The sequence below is a fragment of the Vibrio rubrogenes genome (genome assembly GCF_059641415.1).
On the sequence record NZ_JCARSY010000007.1, the window covers coordinates 1 to 24682 of the forward strand.

Annotated in this window: 17 protein-coding genes and 1 tRNA gene; 8 read left to right on the forward strand and 10 right to left on the reverse strand. The window is 45.0% G+C overall.

Going from position 1 to position 24682, the window contains the following annotated elements; translation table 11 throughout:
• Positions 1 to 291 precede the first annotated feature (291 nt).
• The 3 genes from AC55NX_RS06935 to AC55NX_RS06945 form a co-directional block, all read right to left on the reverse strand.
• Positions 292 to 1554 (reverse strand): cyclic di-GMP phosphodiesterase, encoded by a 1263-nt coding sequence (locus tag AC55NX_RS06935; RefSeq protein WP_496995081.1) that lies wholly within the window; start codon positions 1552 to 1554, stop codon positions 292 to 294.
• Positions 1555 to 1864: 310 nt separating this feature from the next.
• Positions 1865 to 3364: a hypothetical protein gene (locus tag AC55NX_RS06940; RefSeq protein ID WP_496995082.1), complete on the reverse strand. Its 1500-nt coding sequence runs from the start codon at positions 3362 to 3364 to the stop codon at positions 1865 to 1867.
• 296 nt (positions 3365 to 3660) lie between these two features.
• Positions 3661 to 3745, reverse strand: a tRNA-Leu gene (locus tag AC55NX_RS06945).
• Between the two features lie 198 nt (positions 3746 to 3943).
• On the opposite strand from AC55NX_RS06945, the gene AC55NX_RS06950 reads away from it, so the two are divergent.
• Positions 3944 to 4423 carry an RDD family protein gene (locus AC55NX_RS06950; RefSeq protein ID WP_496995083.1) on the forward strand — a complete coding sequence of 160 codons (480 nt, stop codon included), beginning with the start codon at positions 3944 to 3946 and terminating at the stop codon, positions 4421 to 4423.
• 22 nt (positions 4424 to 4445) lie between these two features.
• On the opposite strand, the gene lptG is transcribed toward AC55NX_RS06950, so the two are convergent.
• Together lptG and lptF are read right to left on the reverse strand one after the other, a co-directional pair.
• Positions 4446 to 5519 (reverse strand): LPS export ABC transporter permease LptG, encoded by a 1074-nt coding sequence (gene lptG, locus AC55NX_RS06955; protein ID WP_496995084.1) that lies wholly within the window; start codon positions 5517 to 5519, stop codon positions 4446 to 4448.
• A complete protein-coding gene (gene lptF, locus AC55NX_RS06960; RefSeq protein ID WP_496995085.1) occupies positions 5512 to 6621 on the reverse strand; it encodes an LPS export ABC transporter permease LptF in 1110 nt (369 codons plus the stop codon). Before lptF ends, lptG begins: the two co-directional genes overlap by 8 nt.
• Before the next feature lie 192 nt (positions 6622 to 6813).
• On the opposite strand from lptF, the gene pepA reads away from it, so the two are divergent.
• The 3 genes from pepA to AC55NX_RS06975 all read left to right on the forward strand — a co-directional run bounded on the left by pepA (position 6814) and on the right by AC55NX_RS06975 (position 11797).
• The gene (gene pepA, locus AC55NX_RS06965; protein ID WP_496995086.1) at positions 6814 to 8325 is read left to right on the forward strand and encodes a leucyl aminopeptidase; all 1512 of its coding nucleotides are present in this window, start codon (positions 6814 to 6816) and stop codon (positions 8323 to 8325) included.
• A gap of 72 nt (positions 8326 to 8397) precedes the next feature.
• On the forward strand, positions 8398 to 8847 hold the full coding sequence (locus tag AC55NX_RS06970; RefSeq protein ID WP_496995199.1) for a DNA polymerase III subunit chi: 450 nt from the start codon (positions 8398 to 8400) through the stop codon (positions 8845 to 8847).
• An 88-nt stretch (positions 8848 to 8935) separates the two neighbouring features.
• Positions 8936 to 11797, forward strand: a complete 2862-nt coding sequence (locus AC55NX_RS06975) for a valine--tRNA ligase (RefSeq protein WP_496995087.1) — start codon at positions 8936 to 8938, stop codon at positions 11795 to 11797.
• Positions 11798 to 11904: 107 nt separating this feature from the next.
• Here AC55NX_RS06975 and AC55NX_RS06980 read toward each other — a convergent pair whose 3' ends face one another.
• The 4 genes from AC55NX_RS06980 to rluA all read right to left on the reverse strand — a co-directional run bounded on the left by AC55NX_RS06980 (position 11905) and on the right by rluA (position 16011).
• Entirely contained in the window at positions 11905 to 12900 is a 996-nt protein-coding gene (locus AC55NX_RS06980; protein ID WP_496995088.1) for a M48 family metallopeptidase, read from the reverse strand.
• Positions 12900 to 14072, reverse strand: a complete 1173-nt coding sequence (locus AC55NX_RS06985; RefSeq protein WP_496995089.1) for a YjgN family protein — start codon at positions 14070 to 14072, stop codon at positions 12900 to 12902. The genes AC55NX_RS06980 and AC55NX_RS06985 overlap by 1 nt, the downstream gene beginning before the upstream one ends.
• Before the next feature lie 205 nt (positions 14073 to 14277).
• Positions 14278 to 15240 carry a D-2-hydroxyacid dehydrogenase gene (locus AC55NX_RS06990; RefSeq protein ID WP_496995090.1) on the reverse strand — a complete coding sequence of 321 codons (963 nt, stop codon included), beginning with the start codon at positions 15238 to 15240 and terminating at the stop codon, positions 14278 to 14280.
• A 33-nt stretch (positions 15241 to 15273) separates the two neighbouring features.
• Positions 15274 to 16011: a bifunctional tRNA pseudouridine(32) synthase/23S rRNA pseudouridine(746) synthase RluA gene (gene rluA / locus AC55NX_RS06995; RefSeq protein ID WP_496995091.1), complete on the reverse strand. Its 738-nt coding sequence runs from the start codon at positions 16009 to 16011 to the stop codon at positions 15274 to 15276.
• A 373-nt stretch (positions 16012 to 16384) separates the two neighbouring features.
• Here rluA and AC55NX_RS07000 point away from each other — a divergent pair, with 373 nt between their 5' ends.
• Positions 16385 to 17674: an NRAMP family divalent metal transporter gene (locus tag AC55NX_RS07000; protein ID WP_496995092.1), complete on the forward strand. Its 1290-nt coding sequence runs from the start codon at positions 16385 to 16387 to the stop codon at positions 17672 to 17674.
• Positions 17675 to 17763: 89 nt separating this feature from the next.
• On the opposite strand, the gene rapA is transcribed toward AC55NX_RS07000, so the two are convergent.
• The gene (rapA, locus tag AC55NX_RS07005; RefSeq protein ID WP_496995093.1) at positions 17764 to 20670 is read right to left on the reverse strand and encodes an RNA polymerase-associated protein RapA; all 2907 of its coding nucleotides are present in this window, start codon (positions 20668 to 20670) and stop codon (positions 17764 to 17766) included.
• A 485-nt stretch (positions 20671 to 21155) separates the two neighbouring features.
• Between rapA and AC55NX_RS07010 the strand changes: the two genes are divergently transcribed.
• The 3 genes from AC55NX_RS07010 (at position 21156) to AC55NX_RS07020 (ending at position 24536) form a co-directional block, all read left to right on the forward strand.
• The gene (locus AC55NX_RS07010) at positions 21156 to 21425 is read left to right on the forward strand and encodes a PIN domain-containing protein (protein ID WP_496995094.1); all 270 of its coding nucleotides are present in this window, start codon (positions 21156 to 21158) and stop codon (positions 21423 to 21425) included.
• 62 nt (positions 21426 to 21487) lie between these two features.
• Positions 21488 to 22864 (forward strand): PhoH family protein, encoded by a 1377-nt coding sequence (locus AC55NX_RS07015; RefSeq protein WP_496995095.1) that lies wholly within the window; start codon positions 21488 to 21490, stop codon positions 22862 to 22864.
• A 283-nt stretch (positions 22865 to 23147) separates the two neighbouring features.
• Complete coding sequence (locus AC55NX_RS07020) at positions 23148 to 24536, forward strand: glycoside hydrolase family 1 protein (RefSeq protein ID WP_496995096.1); 1389 nt, start codon at positions 23148 to 23150, stop codon at positions 24534 to 24536.
• Positions 24537 to 24682 lie beyond the last annotated feature (146 nt).

The window sequence follows — 24682 nt, forward strand, 5'->3', positions numbered from 1 at the left end:
GCAGAAGCAAAAAGTGACATTACATAAGTAATGTTGAATTGACTGTGCTCTTGTTGAATAACAGTTGCCTGCTTCCAACTTGATTTGGTCACTCGATTCATTGATAAAATCTTTTTGGATATTTATCGACAAGTGCCCACACAGATTGATTGGTCTATATTGTTAAAGAGCGATTCTTCCAAACGTTCTCCGTTCGAAGTGGCGGCCATTCTAACGGGATAAATTTTAGAGTCAAATACTTTTTAGGGATGATTTAGAATTTTTTATGATTTGCTGTTTTTTCAAGCATAATTACTGATCATCATTATCAAAAAAGTACGAAATCCGTGAACGAGGGTTCAAATATTCACGCACTTTATCCGGTAGTTTTGCCGGTAAAATGACATTAACGATCGTTAATTCTTTCTCTGCCAAATCCACAATAGGTGCTTCAGTCCTTGGCACTGACGGATCATAAATCAGGACACTCGGATAGAGTAAGTCATTTGAGTTAATCGAAATCACCAACCCGACCATGTCATTTGATAGCTGTACGACCGTACCCGGAGGATAAACCCCCATAAACTTCACTAAGATACTTAAATTATCAAAATTGTATAAATCTCGGCAGTTTTTATACAAATGTGATAGCGCAGCATACGGAATTTTCTGTTCACTCATAATATTGCCATGGCACAATGAATCAAAAGCGTTGGCAACGGCAATAATCTGCGCTAACTCATCAATGTCATCACCTTTCAGCCCTTCAGGATAACCAGAACCATCCATAAGCTCATGATGCTGGCTAATCACCCGTTTCGCGCTTTCCGGAAATCCTTCTATCCCATTGGCAATATCAGAGCCATAACGTGTATGTTGCTTGAGGTAGTTTTTTTCCGGTTCAGTGAGTGGCGTCTGTTTCCGGACAATCGCGGCCGGAACTTTAATCTTACCGATATCATGGAACAGCGCAGCAAAAGCTAACTCTTTGATCTTCTCTGCATCAAATCCTTTGACACGACCAATCATCATTGCAATCACAGACACGTTCAATGAATGAAAGTAGATATCTTCAAACTCACTTTTGCTATTCATCAAGTGGAGAGTCACACTTTCTTCTGCCAGCAGCTCATCCACAACATCCGCCACCAATTGGGAGGCTTCATCGACAGCATCTTGAGGACGATTGCGAATCTTATTCATCACACTTCGAATTCGAGCCAGAGAACGTTCGAATTCTTTTTCACAACGAACCACACGACGACGATAGGCTTTCAGCTTATCAATCCGGTTTTCTTTCTCTTCCCAGAGTTTTTTCGCCTCATCATCAATCGCGGACTCATCGATTTGATTATCCCCATCGGGTTCAGAGGCTTGCAAAGGTAATGGTTGTGTATCACTTTGAGCCGGATTCAAATAAACATGTTGAATACCAAGATGCTTAATAATATTAATCTGATCTTGGTTCTTAATTTTAAAGCTGTTGAGCAGAAATGGATGATCATTCCACTTCACGGGCAAGCGGATATGTAATCCCGGCTGTAATCTGTCTACTGTAATTTTTATATTTGCCACAATCGAATTAACACTCTTATCTGTAAGAACTATCCATGACTTTTACATTGTAGATGTAACTGTGTGCAACTGCATTCAATCGACCATCAATTCACATTAATTAGTCAGCATCTTGAACAATTTAGCAAAAAGTTACTTTATGACAAAAGACTCAAAAAGTTAAAATAATTCTTATCGCAATATTAAATATATCTTGACGTAATGAAGCAGAGCTCATATGTCAAACGAGTGGTAAAATAAATTGAGAAAAGGGAAGCAAATGCTTCCCTTTCGACTCACCGATAATTGCTGTTATTCAAATCAGGTCATATTAGTCCACGTTGAGTACATCTTGGGTACAAATATGACCAAGTGTTACGCTAGGTGCTTGAACATTACCAATCGAGGTTCCAGGGACCCAAACGCTCCATCCCCCCACATCAAAACCTGTCCGGTAAGTCACTTTATGATTATAAACATAAGCCTCTTGAATCACTTTGAATTCAACTTCACAGTTTTTCCGCCCGACTGTGACTGCTCCTTTAGCAACTCCTTGGCTATCAGTATAAGCACTGACAACTGACGGCTCGTATAGCGGATAACGATAACTATCACTTTGATAGTTATACTCAAATACATTGAGATCATACAAGAAATTTACTGGCGTATTTGCTGCCGGTTGTCCTGCAGAATCTGTCAACACTACCTGCCAAGTTAATTGATTATACACCTGTGTGGTCAAATAAAGCCCTGACGGACCGCCACGAAGTATATTAGGCAAGTGTGAAGTGTCTTTTAACATCAAACGGACCACATCCGGCTCACCCTGAACAGAGAATGATTTCATCGATGCCACTGACGGACCGATCAGCACACGATATTGCTTGCTCGTATCGGCTGTTTTTTCCGGATTGTGTTTAACTTGAAGGAGAAGTTGTGTTCCTTCTGTGACGAGATAATGAGCAGTGTTTTCTTCACGTTCAACAGAGCCACTCAAGACACTTAAGTTAAACAGCCACTGTTTAGGCGAATCACTATCATCAACTTCAATATCAATTTTTTTACCTTGGTCAACGGTATAAAGGTAATAATCAACATCCGAAGCAGAATCAAGATTACCCTCGATCAAATTACGTGATTCCGGTAGCCGAGTCGATGTTTGCGGTGAATCATTCGGCTCATAGACATCGATTGCCGAATTGACCGAAACACCAAACTGAATGCTGGCATTCTCTGCGGCTTTCGCTTCCATGTACCAATAATAGTGCCCCGGTTCAACAACTGCTGAAACAACCTCATCAGCATTACTGGGTTGATCAGATGAGCCGACAATAAAAAGCTGGTCATTCGCACCATGCTTGAGCACGGACAGTTTCATGTCGGTCGTTTCAGCCTGATTGACTAACAGAGCTATAATTTTTGACCGCTGTTTGACTTCAAAGTGATAACAATAGACACCGTCTTTTTGAACACCGCTCAGCGTATATAAATTCCCCGTATCTAATGTGTCACATAAAGGGGTAACGGTATCCAAACCATCTTCAGCCGTTGCAGATGGCTGGAAACTTTGTGTCGATGTTTTCGCTACATGTTCAGCTAAGGACTCCAATTTTCCGATATGGGGTAGGAGCGACGCTTTATCGGAAAGATCGAGTTCCATCGGCACAGAGGTTGGGTGCTGCGCTGACTCAATGGGTGCGATTTGCTGACTAAGCTGTGCCTGATCTGCCGAGAGTAATTGATTAAAATAAGGGGCATTTTCAGTTTCAGCCAGTGTATATCCACTGAAAATACTCGGTAATAATATAATCCATGACAATTGCTTACGCATATTGCCCTCCATAATGAGAAAATAGAAAATAACAATATCACCCCATATGCAACTAATTTAAACCAGCTCAGTGATTTTTTTTACTTTATTTGATCATACATATAACAAATTGATAATTATAAAAATAAATAAATCAATAGATTAAACTGATGAATTTGAAGGCGCAGACGAACCGGAAGCAACCGGAGAAAACAGATAGAAGGGATGGAAGAGATGGAATTGACTGTGTCAATGGATAATTGATGTCCAGATACAACAAAGCCCCGACGAACGTCAAGGCTTTGTCATCTAAATCATGGTACCGATGGGCGGACTTGAACCGCCACGCCCGAAGGCAACGGATTTTGAATCCGTCGTGTCTACCAATTTCACCACATCGGCATCAGGGGCTACCCCTTTAGTGAGGTGAATTATACGGAAGAAATGAATCAGCGCAATAATAAAAAGTGAAAAAAAGCTAAAATTCAATTGATTGTTGATTATTTCACCATAAATACCAGTTTACTCGGTTTGCCCTCTTTTTTACCCTCGCAATAATGACTATCCTCTCGGGAATTATTTTACTGAGATAGATAAACGATGTCACATCAACCTCACTTACAAACCGCAGGCTTTATCCGCCGTATTGGTGCGCTTGTTTACGATACCTGTCTGATTTTGGTGCTGGAAATACTTGCTGCCGCTGTCATTGTCCTCATGCTTGAAGCAATGGTTGCCGTTGGACTGCTCAATTACGGTGTCTACAAGGATGTCAGCGGTTTCTTAACACACCATCCATTATGGAGTTCCATATTTACCGCTTATCTGGCTATTATCTGGATCGGTTTTTTTGTTTGGTTTTGGACTCAAAAAGGACAAACGCTCGGCATGAAAGCTTGGCGGCTGATTGTTAGTAATGCAGATGGTACGCCCATTACCATCACACAAGCACTAATTCGTTTATTTACTTCAGGATTTGGTCTCTCGAACCTAACCGTTCCGCTCGATCCTCAGAAACGGGGATTCCATGATATTTGGGCTAAAACCAATCTCTATGTCATCCCCAAAGACGATGCGTAAGCCGCTCTCTTCTGAAGAGAGATTACAGTTTCCGACGCAACAGAGCCAACGCGACCGAGAGGAAAACGATACTGGGGGCAACAGCCCCTATTGCTGGGTGGAAGCCGTATACTAAACTCAGTGGCCCAAAAAATTCACTGGAAATATAGAAGGTAAAACCGGCAATTACACCTGACAAGATCCTCGCCCCCATCGTGACACTGCGTAGCGGGCCAAAGATGAACGAAAGCGCCATCAGCATCATCACTGCAATCGAAATCGGCTGGGTGACTTTACGCCATAATGCCAGCTCATAACGGGATGAATCCTGTTCAGATATTTTCAGATAATGTACGTAGTCATACAGGCCACTGAGGGAAAGTTCTTCCGGTTTGACCGTGACAACCGCTAATTTATTAGGTTCAAGTGAAGTGTGCCACGGATAAGTGGAGAACTGCTGTTTCGAGATAACAACTTCATCACTCATATGGGTGATATGAACGTTCTTCATTTCCCACTGCTGATTACTTTGTTCATAATCAGCCTCGGTGGCAAAAATCACTTCTTGCAGCTTCTTGTGCTCATCAAAACGCCAGATGTTCAAACCGTAAAGCTTGTCATCACTCACTTTATTAATAAAAATAAAGTCATTGGTATCTCTGGCCCAAACCCCCATGCGAACAGAAAGCAGTTGACCGCCAGATGTGGCAAATGCACGTAGATCACGCGCCATCTTCTGCGCTTGAGGCGCTCCCCACTGTCCTAATAAGGTAATTACAATCATCAATGGCACTGCCGTTTTCAGTACCGAAAGCCCGATATCCAGTTTGGAAAAACCAGAAGCCTGCATCACCACAAGTTCGGAGCTGGCTGCCAGCATCCCAAGACCAATTAAAGCCCCCAGCAAAGCAGCCATCGGGAAAAACATTTCGATATCCCGGGGAATACTCAGCATCACAAAATACAATGCCTTAATCATGTCATAACTTCCCTGACCAACTTTTCGCAGTTGCTCTACATACTTGATAATCCCGGATAAGCCGACAAAAGTGACCAGTACCAAACTGGTTGTCGCAATGATCGTTCGGCCTATGTATAAATCTAAAATCTTAAACACGACTTGCTACCTTTCTCTGTCTATACCGATCCTTCAACCGGCGGACAAATACACTATCGAGGCTGTTAATGAATAGAGCGGTTCCCAACAATGCAGCATTCAACGGCCACATCCCGACACCGGGGGGAATTCCCCCATCTTCAATGGCTGATTTCGTTGCACTGATCGCTAAGAAATAAGTCAGATAGACTAAAATCGCGGGGCCCATTTTTGCAAATCGGCCTTGGCGGGGATTCACAGCAGACAGCGGGACAACCAGCATAGTTAACAGTGGAATACAAACCACCAGAGAAATCCGCCACTGTAACTCAGCCTGAGCATGGCTATCGGGATTCCTCAGCAGTTCCAACGTCGGGATCGCTTCCCAGTCACGTCCCCGGTTTTCAACCTTGCGCTGGCCGATCAAGCCTTCATACTCATCGAACTTGGTCACCATATAACTGACCTGCGTAGGAATCCCTTCATAACGGGTACCGTGCTGCAAACTGATGATTTGACGACCATCCTTGAGTTCTTTTACATTTCCCGAATCGGAAAAAATCACACTGGGCAGTATCGAGTCTTTCGGTGTCAGCTGCGCCACAAACACATTGCGTAACTTCTTGTCTTCAATATCATCGATGAAAACAACGGAAGAACCGTCCGGTGTGCGCTGGAAGTGCCCTTCCTGAAGTAAATCAACACTATTCTCAGCCGCGAGTTTATCCATTAGCAACGCTTCACGATCTTGGCTCCACGGAGACAACCAGAGTGAATTAATCGCGGCCGCACTGGCGGTAATTATCGCCAGGTACAATGCCGCACGCACCAGAAACTTATTACCGATACCGGTTGCGTTCATCACCGTAATTTCACTTTCTGCATACAGCCGGCCAAAGGTAATCAAAATACCGATGTATAAGCTAAGTGGCAGCATCAACTGCCCCATCGCTGGCATATTCAATCCGACGATTGAAAAGATCAATCTGGCTGGGATCTCTCCATCGGATGCATCCGCCAGAACACGGATAAATTTTTGGCTCAAAAACACTAAAAAGAGGATGAAAAAAATCGCCAATTGGCTTTTTAGTGTCTCTCGGATCAAATATCTAACGATAATCACACTGAAATTACCTATGAAAAACTTGTTTTTTTAATCGAATCACTATAATTTTTCGTTGAAACATGTATTTTTTAAAATCTTATGCCTCTCGGGAAGCTGAGTAAAAATGATTCGGATTTCGCTGTTGTTCAGCCAGTAAGAGTGCATTATCTACGATTTAGTTCTATTTGTCTTCACGATGTAGGAGTACGCATGGAGTTTAGTGTAAAAAGCGGCAGTCCGGAGAAGCAACGCAGCGCATGTATCGTTGTCGGAGTATTTGAACCACGCCGGCTTTCTCCAGTTGCTGAACAGCTTGATAAAATCAGCGATGGCTATATCAGTTCATTGCTACGACGCGGTGATTTGGAAGGAAAACCGGGACAGATGCTTCTGCTGCATCAGGTTCCGGGCGTTCTTTCCGAACGCGTATTGCTTGTTGGCTGTGGGAAAGAAAGAGAGTTAGGAGAACGTCAGTACAAGGAAATTATCCAGAAGACGATTAGTACCCTGAATGAAACAGGCTCAATGGAAGCCGTATGTTTCTTGACCGAATTGCATGTCAAAAGTCGGGATACCTACTGGAAGGTTCGTCAGGCTGTCGAAGCAACCAAAGATAACCTGTACACCTTCGATCAGTTTAAAAGCATCAAACCGGAAACACGTCGTCCGCTGCGCAAGCTGGTATTCAATGTGCCGACTCGACGCGAGCTGAGCCTCGGTGAGAAAGCGATCAATCATGGACTGGCGGTATCTTCGGGGATTCATGCCTGTAAAGATCTCGGCAACATGCCACCGAATATTGCCAACCCGGCTTATCTGGCTTCACAGGCACGTCGTCTTGCTGATGATTACCCCAGTGTTACCACGAAAATCATCGGTGAAGAAGAGATGGAAAAGCTCGGTATGACGTCATACCTTGCTGTCGGACGAGGTTCTAAGAATGAATCGATGATGTCGGTGATCGAATATAAAGGACATCCGGATCCAGAAAGCAAACCCATCGTCCTGATTGGTAAAGGGCTGACTTTTGACTCTGGCGGTATTTCATTGAAACCCGGTGAAGCCATGGATGAAATGAAATATGACATGTGTGGCGCAGCGTCGGTTTTCGGTACGATGAAAGCCATTGCCGCGTTAAATCTGCCACTCAACGTGACAGGTATTCTTGCCGGATGTGAAAACATGCCGGGCAGCAACGCCTATCGCCCCGGAGATATCCTGACAACAATGTCCGGACAAACGGTTGAAGTGTTGAATACCGATGCAGAAGGACGCTTGGTTCTCTGTGACGTACTGACCTACGCCGAACGTTTTGAGCCTGATTGTGTGGTTGATGTTGCGACGCTGACCGGAGCTTGTGTTGTTGCATTGGGTCATCATCTCAGTGGCGTGATGTCCAATCACAATCCGTTGGCACATGAGTTGATCAACGCATCGGAGCAATCCAGCGACCGGGCATGGCGCTTACCGATTACCGATGAATATCAAGAGCAGTTGAAAAGTCCGTTTGCAGATATGGCGAATATTGGTGGTCGTCCGGGCGGTGCCATTACCGCAGGATGTTTCTTATCTAAGTTTGCCAAAAAATATAACTGGGCTCATCTTGATATTGCCGGTACAGCTTGGCGCAGCGGTGCACAGAAAGGCTCAACGGGACGCCCCGTACCACTGCTGGTTCAGTTCTTACTCAATCGTAGTGGACTGATCGAGAACGAAGAGTAACTGTATGGTTACCGAGCATAGAAGAGGGTCGCACCGACCCTCTTTATTTTTTGATGTTTGTCCGACATGCCGATGAAAACCGCCACATTTTATCTGATTTCACCCGATAGCCGTCAGGCACACCCCGAAGGATTTCGGGAATATGTACTGTTTCTCGCCCAATACTTTGCGCGTCAAGGGGCAAGAATCTATCTGAACTGTCATCATCGCGATGAAGCAGAACTGCTTGCCGAGCTTTTCTGGCAAGTCCCTGCTGAAACGTTTCTGGCACACAACCTTGTCGGAGAAGGCCCGAAAAATGGTACACCTATTGAAATCGGTTACCCACAGGTTTCCCCGTCCCGGAACCGGCAAATCGTCATAAATATGGCAGAAAACAACACAACCTTTGCGAATCGCTTTACAGAGGTGATAGACTTCGTTCCTTGCGAGAAAAATGCCAGACAATTGGCCAGAGAACGGTATAAAATCTATCGTCAAAACGGGTATAAGCTCCAGACCATTGAAATCGCTTACCCATAAACATTATTGCTCAGGTTTTCTGCATTCAGAGACCTTAGTCATAACGTTTAATCCCGATTAATTCAGACAGTATCCATCTAAGAGCACTATGGAAAAGACATACAACCCGACATCAATTGAACAAGCTCTCTATCAGACTTGGGAAAAGCAAGGCTATTTCAAGCCTAACGGTGACACATCAAAAGCATCTTATAGCATTATGATTCCGCCACCGAACGTCACAGGTAGCCTGCATATGGGTCATGCCTTCCAAGATACCATCATGGATACCCTGATCCGTTGCCAGCGTATGAAGGGTAAAAATACCCTCTGGCAAGTCGGAACTGATCATGCTGGTATTGCAACGCAGATGGTTGTCGAACGCAAAATCGCTGCAGAAGAAGGTAAAACCAAACACGATTACGGCCGGGATGCCTTCATCGACAAGATCTGGGAATGGAAAGGTGAATCCGGCGGAACCATCACGCAACAGCTTCGTCGTTTAGGCGCTTCTGTCGATTGGGATCGTGAACGCTTTACCATGGACAAAGGCTTTTACGCTGCGGTTCAGGAAGTCTTTATCCGACTGTATGAAGAAGACTTAATCTATCGGGGTAAACGTCTGGTCAACTGGGATCCGAAACTGCATACGGCCATCTCCGATTTAGAAGTTGAAAATAAAGATAAGAAAGGCCATATGTGGCACTTCCGCTATCCATTAGCCGATGGCGTGAAAACAGCAGACGGCAAAGACTACATCGTAGTGGCAACAACACGTCCTGAAACCATGCTGGGAGATACTGGTGTTGCAGTCAATCCCGAAGATCCGCGTTATCAGGATCTGATTGGCAAGCAGATTATACTGCCGATCGTCAATCGTCGTATTCCGATCATCGGTGATGAACATGCCGATATGGAAAAAGGGACGGGCTGTGTAAAAATTACCCCAGCGCATGACTTCAATGACTATGAAGTCGGCAAGCGCCACAACCTGCCGATGATCAACATTTTTACTTTCGATGCCAATATCCGCCAAGAAGCTGAAGTCTTTACCAGCAAAGGGGAAGCCAGCGAAGATTATCCATGTGAGTTACCGGAGAAATATCAAGGTGTTGAGCGATTTGCTGCCCGTAAGCTGATCGTAGCTGAATTTGAGTCACTCGGTTTGCTCGAAGAAATCAAAGATCATGATTTAACGATCCCATATGGCGATCGGGGCGGTGTCGTAATCGAACCGATGCTGACCGATCAGTGGTATGTTCGTACAGCACCGTTGGCAGATGTTGCAACCAAAGCGGTTGAAGATGGTGAAATTCAGTTTGTCCCCAAACAGTACGAGAACATGTACTTCTCTTGGATGCGCGACATTCAGGACTGGTGCATTTCACGCCAGCTGTGGTGGGGGCATCGCATTCCGGCATGGTACGACGATCAGGGGAACGTTTACGTTGGTCGTCATGAAGAAGAAGTACGCAGCAAACATTCGCTCGCTGCTGATGTAGCGCTTCATCAGGATGAAGACGTGCTGGATACGTGGTTCTCTTCTGCACTGTGGACCTTCGGTACTCTGGGATGGCCGGAACAAACCCCTGAACTCAAAATGTATCATCCGTCGGATGTACTGGTGACAGGCTTCGATATTATTTTCTTCTGGGTTGCCCGGATGATCATGATGACGATGCACTTCATGAAAGATGAAAACGGCAAACCACAGGTACCGTTTAAAACCGTCTATGTTACCGGACTGATTCGGGATGAAAACGGCGATAAAATGTCGAAGTCCAAAGGGAATGTTTTGGATCCTATCGATATGATCGACGGGATTGACCTTGAATCGCTGGTCACCAAGCGGACTGGCAATATGATGCAGCCCCAACTGGCAAGCAAAATCGAGCAGAATACCCGCAAGACTTTCGAAAATGGGATAGAAGCTTATGGCACAGATGCACTGCGTTTCACGCTGGCAGCCATGGCATCAACCGGACGAGATATCAATTGGGATATGAAACGTCTTGAAGGTTACCGGAACTTCTGTAACAAACTCTGGAATGCCAGCCGTTACGTGCTGATGAATACCGAAGATCAGGATTGTGGATTCGCACCGGATGCGCAGCTTGAATATTCACTGGCCGATCAATGGATCGAGTCTCAGTTTGAGCTGGCAGCCAAAAACTTTAACCTCCATATCGATAACTTCCGGCTTGATATGGCAGCGAATACACTATACGAGTTTATTTGGAACCAATTCTGCGACTGGTATCTGGAACTGACCAAACCAATCTTGTGGAAAGGGACTGAAAATCAGCAACGTGCAACCCGCCGTACCCTGATTACCGTCTTGGAAAAAACCCTGCGTCTCGCTCATCCGGTGATTCCTTACATTACTGAAACTATTTGGAAGAGCATCAAACCGCTTGTTGCGGGTATTGAAGGGGAGACCATCATGTTGCAGGCGCTGCCACAGTATGATGAAGCGAACTTCCATCAGAAAGCGCTGGATGACATTGAATGGGTAAAAGCCTTTATTACCAGTATTCGTAACCTGCGTGCCGAGTATGATATTAATCCGGGTAAACCGTTGTCTGTCATGCTCAAGGCTACTGATGCGAATGATGCAGCTCGTCTCGCTGCCAACCAACAAGTCTTAACCGCTCTGGCAAAACTGGCAGATGTACGCGTCTTAAACGCGGATGAAGAAACACCAGCCTGTGCGACGGCATTAGTCGGCAAATCTGAACTGATGATTCCGATGGCCGGGTTGATCGATAAAGCTGCGGAACTGGATCGTCTCGCCAAAGAGATCGCCAGAACGCAAGGTGAAATCAAACGGATTGAAGGCAAGCTTGGTAACGAAGGTTTTGTCGCCAAAGCACCTGAAGCAGTTGTTGCCAAAGAGCGGGAAAAACTCGCAGGCTATCAAGAAGCATTGGTGAAACTGGCAGAGCAACAAACGACGATTGCAGCGCTGTAATCTCCGCTACGACTCCAGACACAAAAACAGCGGCATTGCCGCTGTTTTTTTATAGCCTTTATCAATGGGTTGTCATCAACGATCACTTGAGTTGTCGAGGGTGTTCCCTATGGCTTGCGCATCGATTCAATCCGTTCAGAAAAATTAGGATGCGAACTCAACCAGTCCGGCATATGTTGCATTTGCTGCTGCTGAAGCAACTCAAACATCTCGGCCATTGGCTCACTGGTATGATAGATTTTCAACATTGCCTGTTTGGCAAACTGATCGGCCTGACGCTCCATGTCACGCGATAAGCCGGTATTCATCACAAAGACGCCGGCACCGATCATCTGATGCACAACACCCGATGTATCTCCGGTTAACGAAGCCACCACGACCGCCATTAAACTCGATTCAACCAACCGTTCCATCATATGGCGATGATAAACATGCCCCATTTCATGCAAAATCACCCCATCGAGTTGCTGATCGTTCCGGGCAAGTTCAACCAAAGGATCAAGGAGTACGATCTTACCTCCGGGCAACGCGAATGCGTTGGCGATTTCACTGTCGCGAAACTCAATCTGTACCGGGAAAGGCATCGGTGGGAGTTGCTGTTGGAGTAAAGCGACTCGCTGTCTAATCGCTTGTTGCTGCTTAGCCGGAATATGGCTCGTTTCAAACTGTTCCCCCAACTGGTCGAGAATTTTTTCTCCGACGAAGACTGGCACACGCTCGGGTAGCATTCGGGCCGCATGATGACTGAACCATGGAATCCCATAACGATAACCGGCAAACAGCATCGCAATACAGAAAACAATACTAACCAAAATCAACCATAGGTTAGATTCAATCTGGCGGATTCTGAGCGATTTCTTGCCCTTCTTTTGCAACAAACAGTCGATATCTTCATTCCGCTCAGGGACAAAAACCCATCCATCGGGAAAAGAGACCCGAACTGGGAGATTGCCAACACTATCACTCAGCGTCAGCTGCTCAAACGAAGTCTGACTGACCAACTCGTTATCACAATGCAGTTCGATCTGTTCTCCGGAGATTTCGATATCCGCAGCGCACCGCTGTGATAAACGGGGCGGATAAGCCGCCCCTTCCACTCGCATTATCCAATCCCTAAATTGATATCAAAGGCCTGTACCAGCTCATCTCCCAACGCTGAACGCACATCGGAATCTTGATCCACCGCCTCAATCATATCTAAATTGCCGATCACCTGAGTCTGCTCGGCTGAATATCTCGCCATACGAACTTTCACCCACGGATGGGCTAACCCTAACGTGAAAACTAACCCCAGCATGTTCGTCAATAACAGACCAACGTATTGCAATACAGAGAAGCTGGAATTGAGTGCAATTGACTGCTCATCCAATGAAACAGACGTTTGGGAAAAAACGTAATTTCTAATCCGGACACTCATATACGCAGCGGAAATCATCCCTAACACAATAAATAACAGGTATCCAAAGATAATACCTGCGAGCATGCTGTCGTTCATCGAATACATTAAGTTGTCCATATTCATGATGATATTCATCACCATTGAATAAAAGAAAATACCGATAAACACGGATAGAATCAGCGCGCCGCCAATAAAAATTCCGATAGCACCCAAATTGATGAAAAAGAGTTTTTTACTGGCCAGTACCGCGGAAAAATTCGCATTCCCGTATCGGTAGCCATTCATAAAATAGCGCCATACTCCGGTCATCACCCATGCCTGAATAAATGCACACAGCGCAATAAAAGCAATCACCATGATCACAATCATCACCACACTCTGGCTCATCTGCGCGATCAACGAAATACCAGCAATCCCCAGAATAAAAGCGAGAATGGCAACAATGCTGCGTCCCATAAAGGTGAGATAAGCTTGTTTGAGTGAACCTGCAAAAGAAAAGTGAGTATTTCGATAACTGGTCATTGCAGAATCAAAGCGGACATTACTCCACATCATCCAAGGTAACACCGCGTAAAATAAAATTAATAAGGCAGCAGATGCGACTTCAGAGACAGAACTGAGCATCACCCAAATTAATAAACACAGCATGGCAACCGCACGCCCTTTGAGAATTTGTTTGGGGGTGCCGTGATATTCAAAATTATCTTCGGCGAGATATGTATTCCCATAGAAATAACGTTTGGTTCTCACTTTGGCCCAAGCCGAATAGATTCCCAATGTCAGTACGGAGAGCAAAATATTCACAATCCAAATGCCAAAAAACTCCCCGGTCCGCCCATTAAAACGGAGAGGATTCACAGTATTATTTTCGTTCATGAGTCAATCCTGACGTTACATTCAATATATATCCGAATCACCATAACGATAATTCGGGTACATGATATAAAGTAGCAATATTATCAACAATGCGAATATTCTGCACGCGTCTGCGTGACAAGCGCATGAATATGAGACGTCTTGCCAAAAAATAGTGCACAAATATCCCAAATTACTCGGTTGAGGTGATGAGATTCACCACTCACTAAACAATTCGGTTCTGTTTTTGCCCCTGATGAAATGCGGCAATATTATCCATTAATCGCTGAACCAATTGCTGAATAGCAGAATCACTTCCCCAGGCAATGTGCGGTGTCAGCAACAGATTCGGTAAATCAATATTTGCCAATAGTGGATTGCGCTCATCGGCTGGCTCCTGAGTGAATACATCAACACCGGCAGCAGTAATAACGCCGGACATCAACGCTTCAACCAGTGCTGTTTCATCCACAAGTCCGCCTCTTCCGGTATTGATCAGAATCGCGTTGGCTTTCATCATGGATAACTCATCGGTACCAAGCAAATGATGGGTCTCTTCGGTTAAAGGGCAGTGTAATGAAACCACATCAGCCTGACGTAACACTGTTTCAAACGGTAAAAATCCCTCTCGGCAAACTGACACACCTTTACGCTCGGCAAAGATAACCTGCATCCCTACAGCACTGGCCAGTTGAGCAGTCGCTTGTCCCAACGTACCATGACCGATAATCCCGATAGTGCTACCGGCCACATCACCGATTGGATGAGTAAAAAAGCAGAACTGACGACGCTGTTGCCACTCTCCCCGCGCAATATCATGATGATAAGCCATCAGATGCCGTCGTAGCGCGAATATCATACCGATCACATGTTCAGGCACAGAGCGCGTGGCATACCCCTGCACATTCGTGACAGCGATGTCATGCGCCCGGCAATATTCGATATCAACATTGTTCACACCGGTTGCCGCAACAGCAATCAAGCGTAACTTGGGAAGTTGAGAGAGTAACTCAGCGTTGAGTACCACTTTATTGGTAATGAGAATATCGGCATCCAGCACTCTTTCCAGTAATTGTGTCGGTGATGTCTCATCATAACTCACCCACTGATGTTCGAAAGGAAGCTCAGGGAAGTGAATATGGTTCGGGATCGTGGCTCGATCAACAAATACGATTCGCGGTAATGACATCCTTTGCTCCTTATTCTGGGTTGGGGAATGCGGCTATGGCCTCGGCAACTTCTTATAATCCGGCAGTTTTCTCTCTGGGTCAAAATGTTCGAAAATGATCGCTTCGGCTACCGGATAAAACTCACACGGCACAAATATGCGTCGCAACCAATGACTTTTGGGATGATAGAAACTCAGTTCAGCGGCATGTAAATGGAGTCGCGGCGCAAACGCTTTGGCTGCTTCCGGAGCATAAAACTCATCGCCCACAATCGGGTGACCGATGGCAAGCATGTGAACCCGCAACTGATGGGATCGCCCGGTCACAGGAAAAAGACGCACAACCGTCGTCTGCGTTTCTCTGGCGACGACCTGAAACAAAGTCCGGGACGGCTTACCGGTTTCAAAACAAACTTTCTGGCGGGGACGATTCGGCCAATCACAGATCAACGGCAAATCAACTTCGCCCTCATCGGATTCAACGTTGCCCCATACCCGCGCATAGTAGACCTTATGCGTTAATCGATACTGAAACTGTTTTTTCAATGTACTTTCTACATGTTTATTCTTGGCAAACAGCATCAGTCCGGAGGTCGCCATGTCCAGACGATGGACCACCTGAATTTCCGGATAATCATCCACCAAGCGACTCCACATACTGTCATGATGTTCCGGATCTTTGCCGGGAACAGAAAGCAAACCGGAAGGTTTATTGACCGCCACAATATGCTCGTCTTGATAAATAATCTCCGTCCACGGTGTTGTCGGAGGCGTGTACGATGTCATTGCCATATCAGCATCTCTAGAGAAAAAACGCGCTGCATTATATACCGAAATCACTGCAAGATGCAGTCTGATTGGTCTGTCTTATGATGGGCGCAATCGTAGATTCTCCCCCTCACCAAGTGCTCATACCACTATCGGATTCGTTCCTCTTTTTTAACATTTATGTATATATAAATTGACACCTACGACAAATATGATATTCATGAGTTTCATTGACAAAATAATAAAGACACGCACGAAAAATATAGCGTGCATTGTCAGTCTATCGTTACCCGCGATAGTGCAAATACACAGAATAGTGCAAACACACAGAATAAAAACGACACAACATCACTACACACAATTGCTTTAAATAATTGCTTCAAACTAAGGAACAAGAATGGAAAATGCTGCCGCTTATCCCTCTCTGCAGGGATCTTCATTGTCCAGAGTGATCAAATCACTCGGTCCCGGAATTATGATGGCTGCCGCTGCCGTCGGTGGATCTCATCTCGTGGCATCAACCAAAGCCGGTGCAATCTATGGCTGGCAACTGGCAGTCTTAATCTTGCTCGTGAACCTTTTTAAATACCCTTTTTTCCGGGCAGGTGTTCAATACACAATGGGCACAGGGGAATGTCTGGTTCATGGTTATGCTCAGCTCGGCAAACCTTACCTGTGGATTTTTATGCTGCTGAGTATCATTTCAGCGGTAATCAATACGGCAGCACTGACGCTCTTTAGTGCCAGTCTGTTGGGATATTTCATGCCGTTTGAATTATCCAGTCTGACTTTATCGATCATTGTCGTCGCTACCTGTCTGATCATTTTATTTGCCGGCCACTACAAAGCACTCGATTCACTGGCGAAAATGATCATGGCCGTTCTCACCATTGCCACCCTGTCAGCGGTTGTGATTGCCATTGGCCACCCGGTCGCCACCGTCGCCGACGCACCCGATCCATCCCCCTGGACACTTGCGGCGATCGGCTTTCTGGTTGTGACCATGGGATGGATGCCGGCACCGATTGAAATCTCCAGCCTCACCTCGATTTGGCTGAAAAATCAGTGTGCTCAGCAGCATGTCACGCCAAAATCGGCACTGTTCGATTTTAATGTCGGCTATATCGGGACTGCGATTCTGGCGATTGTCTTTCTTGCCCTCGGCGCATTATTGATTCATGGCACGGGAACCGAGTTGTCCAAGTCAGGTATTGGATTTACGCACCAGTTAGTCAGCTTATATGCATCGACCATCGGTGAATGGGCCCGTTACCTGATTGCCGTGATCGCTTTCTTCTGTATTTTTGGCAGTACGATTACCGTCATCGATGGCTATTCCCGGGTGATTGCAGAGTCACAACGCCTGTTAAAACGAGAAAAGGCAGATGAGAAAACGGACGAGAACAAGCATCGTTATCTAACGCCATGGATGCTTATCGTTTCGGTAGCATCTCTGAGCATTCTCGCTTTTGCCAAGTCCGCCTTACTGCCGATGCTGAATTTTGCCATGATCATGGCATTCGTCACGACACCCGTCTTTGCACTGCTCAACTATGTTTTAGTCACCAGAACACCATTGCCCGAATCACTGACACTGGGCCCGAAAATGAAATTGCTGTCGATTGCAGGGCTGATTTATCTATTTGGCTTTCTGGCTCTATTTCTCTGGTGGAAATGGTTCATGTAAGCAATAAGTATCATGTAAACAATAAGTACTCGCTGAATATCAAAAAAGCCATCAGTTGATGGCTTTTTTGTTCTTGAGATGAACACAACTTACTGATGTGAAACCACGATCAAGCGCAGAGAATCCAACTGATACTGCGCTTGCTGAATCAGCACCGACAACGCTGAGATCTGATTTGCCAGAATCTCAATCTCTTCATCACGAATATTCGGATTGACCGCTTTAAGCGCCTGTAAACGCTCGAGTTCGCGATTCAATACTGATTCCATCTCCTGCTGTGCTGCTTGTCGAATACTCACCACCTTCGATTGTATTACATCTTCACTTCTCTGAATCAGTTGGTGAACCTCTTGCTGAACAGAAGTGACCAGCTTGTTGGCTAGATGGCGGTTGACCGGACTAAGCTGACGATTGAATCCTTCGAATGCCACCTGTGATGACAAATCATTGCCCTGCGCATCCAGCATCAGACGGATTGGTGTTTTCGGCAAGAAACGGCCGATACCACTTCGTTTTGGCGCCTGAGCATCCACAACATAAACTAACTCGAGTAAAATCGTCCCGATCGGCAATGCTTTATTTTTCAGCAAAGAAACGGCCGAGGTTCCCACGCCCTCACTCAGGAGCAGGTCAATTCCGCCCTGAATCATCGGGTGTTCCCACGTCATGAAATGGATATCTTCCCGGGAGAGTGCCGTTTCTCGCTCAAATGTAATTGTCGCCCCTTCATAAGGTAATCCCGGATAACTCGGAACCATCATATGCTCAGAAGGCGTCACCACCAGCGTATGCTCACCGCGATCATCCTGATTCAATCCGATGGTATCAAACAGGTTCAGCGCAAAAGCGACCAGTTCAGTATCCCCGTCTGTTGCTGCAATTTCACGGACAATCTGTTCGGCCTTTTCGCCGCCATGAGAGTGCATTTCCAGTAAGCGATCTCGCCCGTGTTCCAGCGCAGCTTTCAAGTCGTGATTCATCTTACGGGCATCGGCAATCAAATCTTCCAACTGATGATCATCTGATGACGATAGCAGCGCCATCAAGCGCTCAGCGAAGGATTCAAACACAGCATTTCCCGTCGGACAAGTCTCCGCGAAAGCATTCAAGCCTTCATGATACCAACGGGCAATCACTTCCTGTGACGCACCCTGTAAATAAGGCACATGAATCTCAACATCCTGCTTTTGACCAATCCGGTCCAGACGTCCGATACGCTGTTCCAACAGATCAGGATTCATCGGCAGATCAAACATGACCAACTGGCTGGCAAACTGGAAATTTCGTCCTTCAGAACCGATTTCACTACAAACCAGCACCTGTGCTCCGCCTTCATCCTGAGCAAAATAAGCTGCGGCTTTATCGCGTTCAATGATCGACATACCTTCATGAAAAACCGTCGCCCGGATACCTTCGCGTTCACGCAATGCCTGTTCAATCTGCAGTGCGGTCTCCGCCTTGGCGGCAATCACCAAAATTTTATCACTGCGCTTCGACTTCACTTTATCGAGCAGCCAGTTTATACGCGGATCAAACATCCACCACACCTGCGAACTATGCGCCTGAGCATGATACGCATTCTCCGGATACATACCGCTTTCGATTTTCAGGCGGTGGTCTGCGTCAAGCGAAGCAATATATTGTTCGATAAAGTCCATATATTCCTGTGGCTGTGCCAGCGGAATCAGATTGACGCAACGCTGTGGAAATCCCTGAATAGACGCACGCGTATTACGAAACAGCACTCGTCCGGTCCCATGACGGTCCATCAGGTTGCCGATTAATTCTTCTCTCGCACTGACTTTATCTTCATGGCTGGTATTGCCGTCAATAATCCGGAAAAGCGGCTCAACATCCTGCTCAGAAAGCAATTCCACAATATGATTTTTCGATTCATTGGATAACGCCCGGTCTTCAGCCAGTGCAGAAACCGCTTCAGCCACCGGTTCATAAGACGCTTCTTCTTGAATGAACGCCTCAAAGTCATAAAAACGATCCGGATCTAACAAGCGTAAGCGGGCAAAATGGCTTTCCCGGCCGAGCTGCTCCGGAGTTGCGGTCAATAACAGAACGCTGGAAATCTGTTGTGCCAGCGTCTCAACGATCTGGTACTCAGGACTAGGCTGATCAACCTCCCAAGCCAAATGATGCGCTTCATCAACAACCATCAAATCCCAGCTTGCCGCTTTCGCTTGCTCAAAACGATGAGGATATTGGCGAAGGAAATCAAGAGAACAAAGTATATACTGCTGAGTCTCAAACGGATTTTCAGCCTCACTCTGTGACTCGATACAGCGCTCTTCATCAAAAATAGAAAAGTGCAGGTTAAAACGACGCATCATTTCAACCAGCCACTGATATTGGAGAGTTTCAGGGACAACAATCAGAATCCTTTCCGCTCGACCCGACAACACTTGTTGGTGGATGATCATCCCCGCTTCAATCGTTTTCCCCAATCCCACTTCATCAGCCAGCAGGACGCGGGGGGCATGACGTTGCCCGACTTCATGAGCAATATATAGCTGGTGAGCAATCAAACCGACACGCCCACCACAAAGTCCGCGCATTGGGCTTTTATGCTGTTGATGCTGATTGAGTAATGCGCGGTAGCGCAATACGAAGTTGTCCATCCGATCAATCTGACCGGCAAATAGCTTATCTTGAGGTTTGTTAAATCGAATTTGGTGGCTTAAAAATATTTCTCGCAATTCAACCTGTGCTTCCTGCGTATCCTGACGCGTACCGATATAAGTGAGTACCCCATCCTCTTCGTTCACCTGCTCAATCAGCAACGTCCATCCTTCTTGGCAATCGACTGTATCCCCAGCATGAAAAATAACTCGGGTGACCGGTGCATCGTGGCGTGCATAAACACGATTCTCTTCTGATGCAGCAAACATTAATGTGACTGTTCTGTCATCTAATGCCACCACTGTGCCTAGTCCTAAATCGCTTTCTGTATCACTTATCCAACGTTGCCCCAACGCAAAAGCCATGAATCAACCACCTCATTTTGATCAAAGTATTACTAAAGTCTGCCTCTCACTAACCCGTATCATTATGACTGTGATTCCAGCTAGGTGCAGAAAATGGGGGCTCATCTTACTTGATGCTGTGATACAGGTCACGTGAAATCCACAGAGTTGGGCGCTGACATAAAAATGTAAAAAAATGATGTCATTTGTAAACTAATTGATTGCTATACTTACACCATTCGGTATACAAATGAGTATAACTTCTAGAACTTAATAGTTATGCGATACAAGGAAACGGCTGAATCAGGCGACGAAGTTATCACATACTTACCGCTGGTTCTGTTGTAACGAATCAACCGATGTTCCGTCATCGTGTTTATTCAGCAGGTTTGTTAAAAGGTTTGCAGTACGTCGCGGAGACATACAAACCCAGTCTGGTATGACTCTCGGACAATGCTGGCAAGCTATCTCTTCTCAGTCAGCCGCTTGACGGCAAGGAGACGCTTATGGGCGATACTGACCGGAAACAATTTGTCTCGGATACCGATATCTTCCGCCATGAATCTCTAACGATTTCCCCTTTCCAGCAACATGATGTGGTCATCCCAATGACCGTCCCCGAAAAAAGCCCCCGAATTCACAACAATTCACGAGATACCACAAGGAATAGCCGAGTCACAATCCGTGCTTTGAACTACCGGATCCCCGACAGGCAATATATGCGAATGATACAGTTATTAAACACTCAGTGCTTATTCTCGACGAGCAGAGATTAAATCATTGAATCGATCATGATGGCAGAAACATCGGTCTTTCCATTATATGTAGGAAGCATATTATGATAGCAAGAACCAACACTCCCCGAGTTTTAGATACTTCAGCGTTAGTCCACGATCCAAAAAGTTTATTAGCATATCAAGATGATGTTTATATTTGTCTAACGGTACTGGAAGAATTAGATAATTTAAAGGAACGTAGAGAAAAATCAGTAAGTGCAGATGCTCGAGTCTGTATACGTATGCTCGAAGATTTAGTAAATGGTCATAACGCAGAAGAATTACAAGCAGGTATAGAATTACCATCAAGTGAAATTAACACACGAGGTAAATTATTTATAGCTGTAGATACCAATATTGAAGTCGAAGAATCACTCCGTCATGGTATTGGTAGTGATGCAGATAATCATATAATTAACTTTGCATTCCAACTTCAGAAAAAACTAGGCCGAGAAGTTTCGCTTGTAAGCCGTGATATCAATATGCGATTGAAAGCTCGAACGATTGGCGTATTCTCTGAAGATGTGCCGATTGATAACCAAATTACAGATATCGATTTACTTTATTCCGGAGTGCAATATTTCGAGGGTGACTTATTTAACCGAATCGAGACAGATAAAGATTTCAAACTCTCCGGAGATCATTATCAGTTTGATCGTCATTTATTTAGTGAAGAAGTCCAAAAAAATATGTACTGGTTTGATGATGAACATCATATCGGGGTGGTAACACAAGTAACCCCGACACATGTCATTACCAAACTTCTACCGAAAAAGCAGGGAAAAGTATGGGGAATCAGCCCTAAAAATCAGAGACAGGCGATTGCATTAAATCAATTAATCGATCCGAGCTATGATCTCAATATTATGCTTGGCCCCGCCGGTTCAGGAAAAACCTTCTTAGCCGTGGCTGCTGCATTACATCAAGTGATCGAGACCAAACAATATAAAAAAATTGTCGTCGTCAGAAGCCGGGACTTTATGGATGACGATCCGGGCTTTTTACCCGGTGATTTAAAAGAGAAATCACTCCCGCTGATGGTCGGTATCACCGATGCCCTCGTATCCATGCATTCAGGTGAAGGTGAAGATTGTAATGTTCATGAAACCGTAGAACATATCATCGAACGGGCCAATATTGAATTTACAAGCATGGCTTACTTTAGAGGACGCTCTCTCGACAATGCGGTTTTAATCATTGATGAAGCACAGAATATGACTCGAGCCCAAGTCAAAGGAATGCTTAGTCGTGGTGGGAAAAATTGTAGGACAATCTTACTTGGCAACTTAAGTCAGATTGATGACAAGTTCGTAAGTGCTGCATCCAGCGGTTTATCCGCAGCAGTCAATGTATATAGAAACTATGAAAAAGGCTCTATTCTCATTTTTGATGAAGTGGAAAGAAGCTCACTGGCTGAGTTCACTGAAACCTACTTTTAAATTCTAATATTTACGGCTCACAACCATTTCTTTGATTGTGAGCCTCTTCCATGTTCCATGGCGTTGAGCCAGCCCAAACGCTAATTATTCCCTGTGATAGTTATCACATAAACATGTCATATCAGTTTTTTTGTTCTATTGATTTGTTTATGATTTGTACAAAGGAAAGGACGTTACCTCTTTTTGGGCGAAACCTGAGATAAGCATAGTTAAATACTGTGCTTATCTCAGGTTTTTTTTTGGATTTAGAAAGTTAAAGCAGAATAATGAATCGGAGATAGAGATGAAAGGCTTTCCAGAAAACTTTTTATGGGGCGGGGCGGTAGCCGCAAATCAAGTAGAAGGCGCATGGAACATCGATGGGAAAGGCGTCTCAACTTCAGACATGCAACCAGACGGAATACATGGTGCGATAACGCAAAGAGATGCTGACGTAGAGTGCATTAAAGATATTGCGATCGATTTTTATCATCAGTATCCGGAGGACATCAAACTTTTTGCTGAGATGGGTTTTAAGGTATTACGGACATCAATTGCCTGGTCAAGAATATATCCTAACGGGGATGAGGCTGAACCATGTGAAGCTGGGTTAGTGTTTTATGATAACTTATTTGCAGAGATGGCCAAATATAATATCCAGCCTTTAATCACATTATCCCATTATGAAATGCCATACGGTCTGGTAAAAAAATTAGGCGGATGGATTAATCGAAAAACGATAGATCATTTTGAAAAGTATGCTGTTACTGTATTTGAGCGTTATAAAAATCAGGTTAAATACTGGCTGACTTTCAACGAAATTAATATGTCTCTCCACTCTCCTTTTACAGGAGTAGGGCTTGAAGGAACCCCAGATAAGCAGAGCATTTATCAAGCGATTCATCATCAGTTGGTCGCAAGTGCCCGGGCGGTAAAAGCTTGCCACAACATTATCCCTGATGCCTCGATTGGCAATATGCTGCTAGGTGCACTTCGTTATCCAATGACATGTCATCCTAAAGATATGCTAGCAATGCAGAATGAAAACCGAGAATGGTTATTCTTTGGTGACATTCAAATTCGTGGTGATTATCCTGCGTGGGCACAACGATACTTCCGTGAGAATAATATTCATCTCAATATAACTGAAGATGATTACGCAGATTTGCAGCATACCGTCGACTTTGTTTCCTTCAGCTATTACATGAGTGGCTGCTCTACTTGGGAGCCAGAAAAATATGAGGGCTCTCGAGGAAATATTATTCGGCTCATTCCCAATCCCCACCTAGAAGCATCAGAATGGGGCTGGCAAATTGATCCTGAAGGTTTACGTTATTTACTAAATGATTTGTATGATCGTTACCAAAAACCACTTTTCATTGTAGAAAATGGATTTGGCGCACGAGATATCGTTGAAAAAGATGGCAGTATCCATGATGACTACCGGATTGAATATTTACGTCAACATCTTATCCAAGTGAAAGAAGCGATAAAAGATGGTGTCCGGCTTTTGGGTTATACCAGCTGGGGGCCCATCGATCTGGTGAGTGCCGGTACGGCACAGATGGAAAAACGGTATGGTTTTATTCATGTCGATCGTGATGATCAAGGAAATGGAACTTTAATTCGTAGACGCAAAGACAGTTTTTATTGGTATAAAGAAGTCATCTCAAGTAATGGTGAATGTTTATAAACATCTTATGCCGTAAAAGAATAGAAATACATAATTTAACATATGCCCTGATATCTAGGGCATATAACAAGATAACTTTAGATTCTCTAATTATTTGAATTACTGGGATTGAATGTTGCGATCCTATTAAATCTTATTCATAGCCA

Excerpts from the sequence above, each read along its gene's own strand:
- rapA (WP_496995093.1), bottom strand. The coding sequence starts at position 20,670 with ATGGCTTTTGCGTTGGGGCAACGTTGGATAAGTGATACAGAAAGCGAT.
- AC55NX_RS06950 (WP_496995083.1), top strand. The coding sequence starts at position 3,944 with ATGTCACATCAACCTCACTTACAAACCGCAGGCTTTATCCGCCGTATT.
- AC55NX_RS06980 (WP_496995088.1), bottom strand. The coding sequence starts at position 12,900 with ATGCGAGTGGAAGGGGCGGCTTATCCGCCCCGTTTATCACAGCGGTGC.
- rluA (WP_496995091.1), bottom strand. The coding sequence starts at position 16,011 with ATGGCAATGACATCGTACACGCCTCCGACAACACCGTGGACGGAGATT.
- pepA (WP_496995086.1), top strand. The coding sequence starts at position 6,814 with ATGGAGTTTAGTGTAAAAAGCGGCAGTCCGGAGAAGCAACGCAGCGCA.
- AC55NX_RS06940 (WP_496995082.1), bottom strand. The coding sequence starts at position 3,364 with ATGCGTAAGCAATTGTCATGGATTATATTATTACCGAGTATTTTCAGT.
- AC55NX_RS07010 (WP_496995094.1), top strand. The coding sequence starts at position 21,156 with ATGGGCGATACTGACCGGAAACAATTTGTCTCGGATACCGATATCTTC.
- AC55NX_RS06985 (WP_496995089.1), bottom strand. The coding sequence starts at position 14,072 with ATGAACGAAAATAATACTGTGAATCCTCTCCGTTTTAATGGGCGGACC.
- AC55NX_RS06990 (WP_496995090.1), bottom strand. The coding sequence starts at position 15,240 with ATGTCATTACCGCGAATCGTATTTGTTGATCGAGCCACGATCCCGAAC.
- AC55NX_RS06970 (WP_496995199.1), top strand. The coding sequence starts at position 8,398 with ATGAAAACCGCCACATTTTATCTGATTTCACCCGATAGCCGTCAGGCA.
- AC55NX_RS06975 (WP_496995087.1), top strand. The coding sequence starts at position 8,936 with ATGGAAAAGACATACAACCCGACATCAATTGAACAAGCTCTCTATCAG.
- AC55NX_RS07020 (WP_496995096.1), top strand. The coding sequence starts at position 23,148 with ATGAAAGGCTTTCCAGAAAACTTTTTATGGGGCGGGGCGGTAGCCGCA.
- AC55NX_RS07000 (WP_496995092.1), top strand. The coding sequence starts at position 16,385 with ATGGAAAATGCTGCCGCTTATCCCTCTCTGCAGGGATCTTCATTGTCC.
- AC55NX_RS07015 (WP_496995095.1), top strand. The coding sequence starts at position 21,488 with ATGATAGCAAGAACCAACACTCCCCGAGTTTTAGATACTTCAGCGTTA.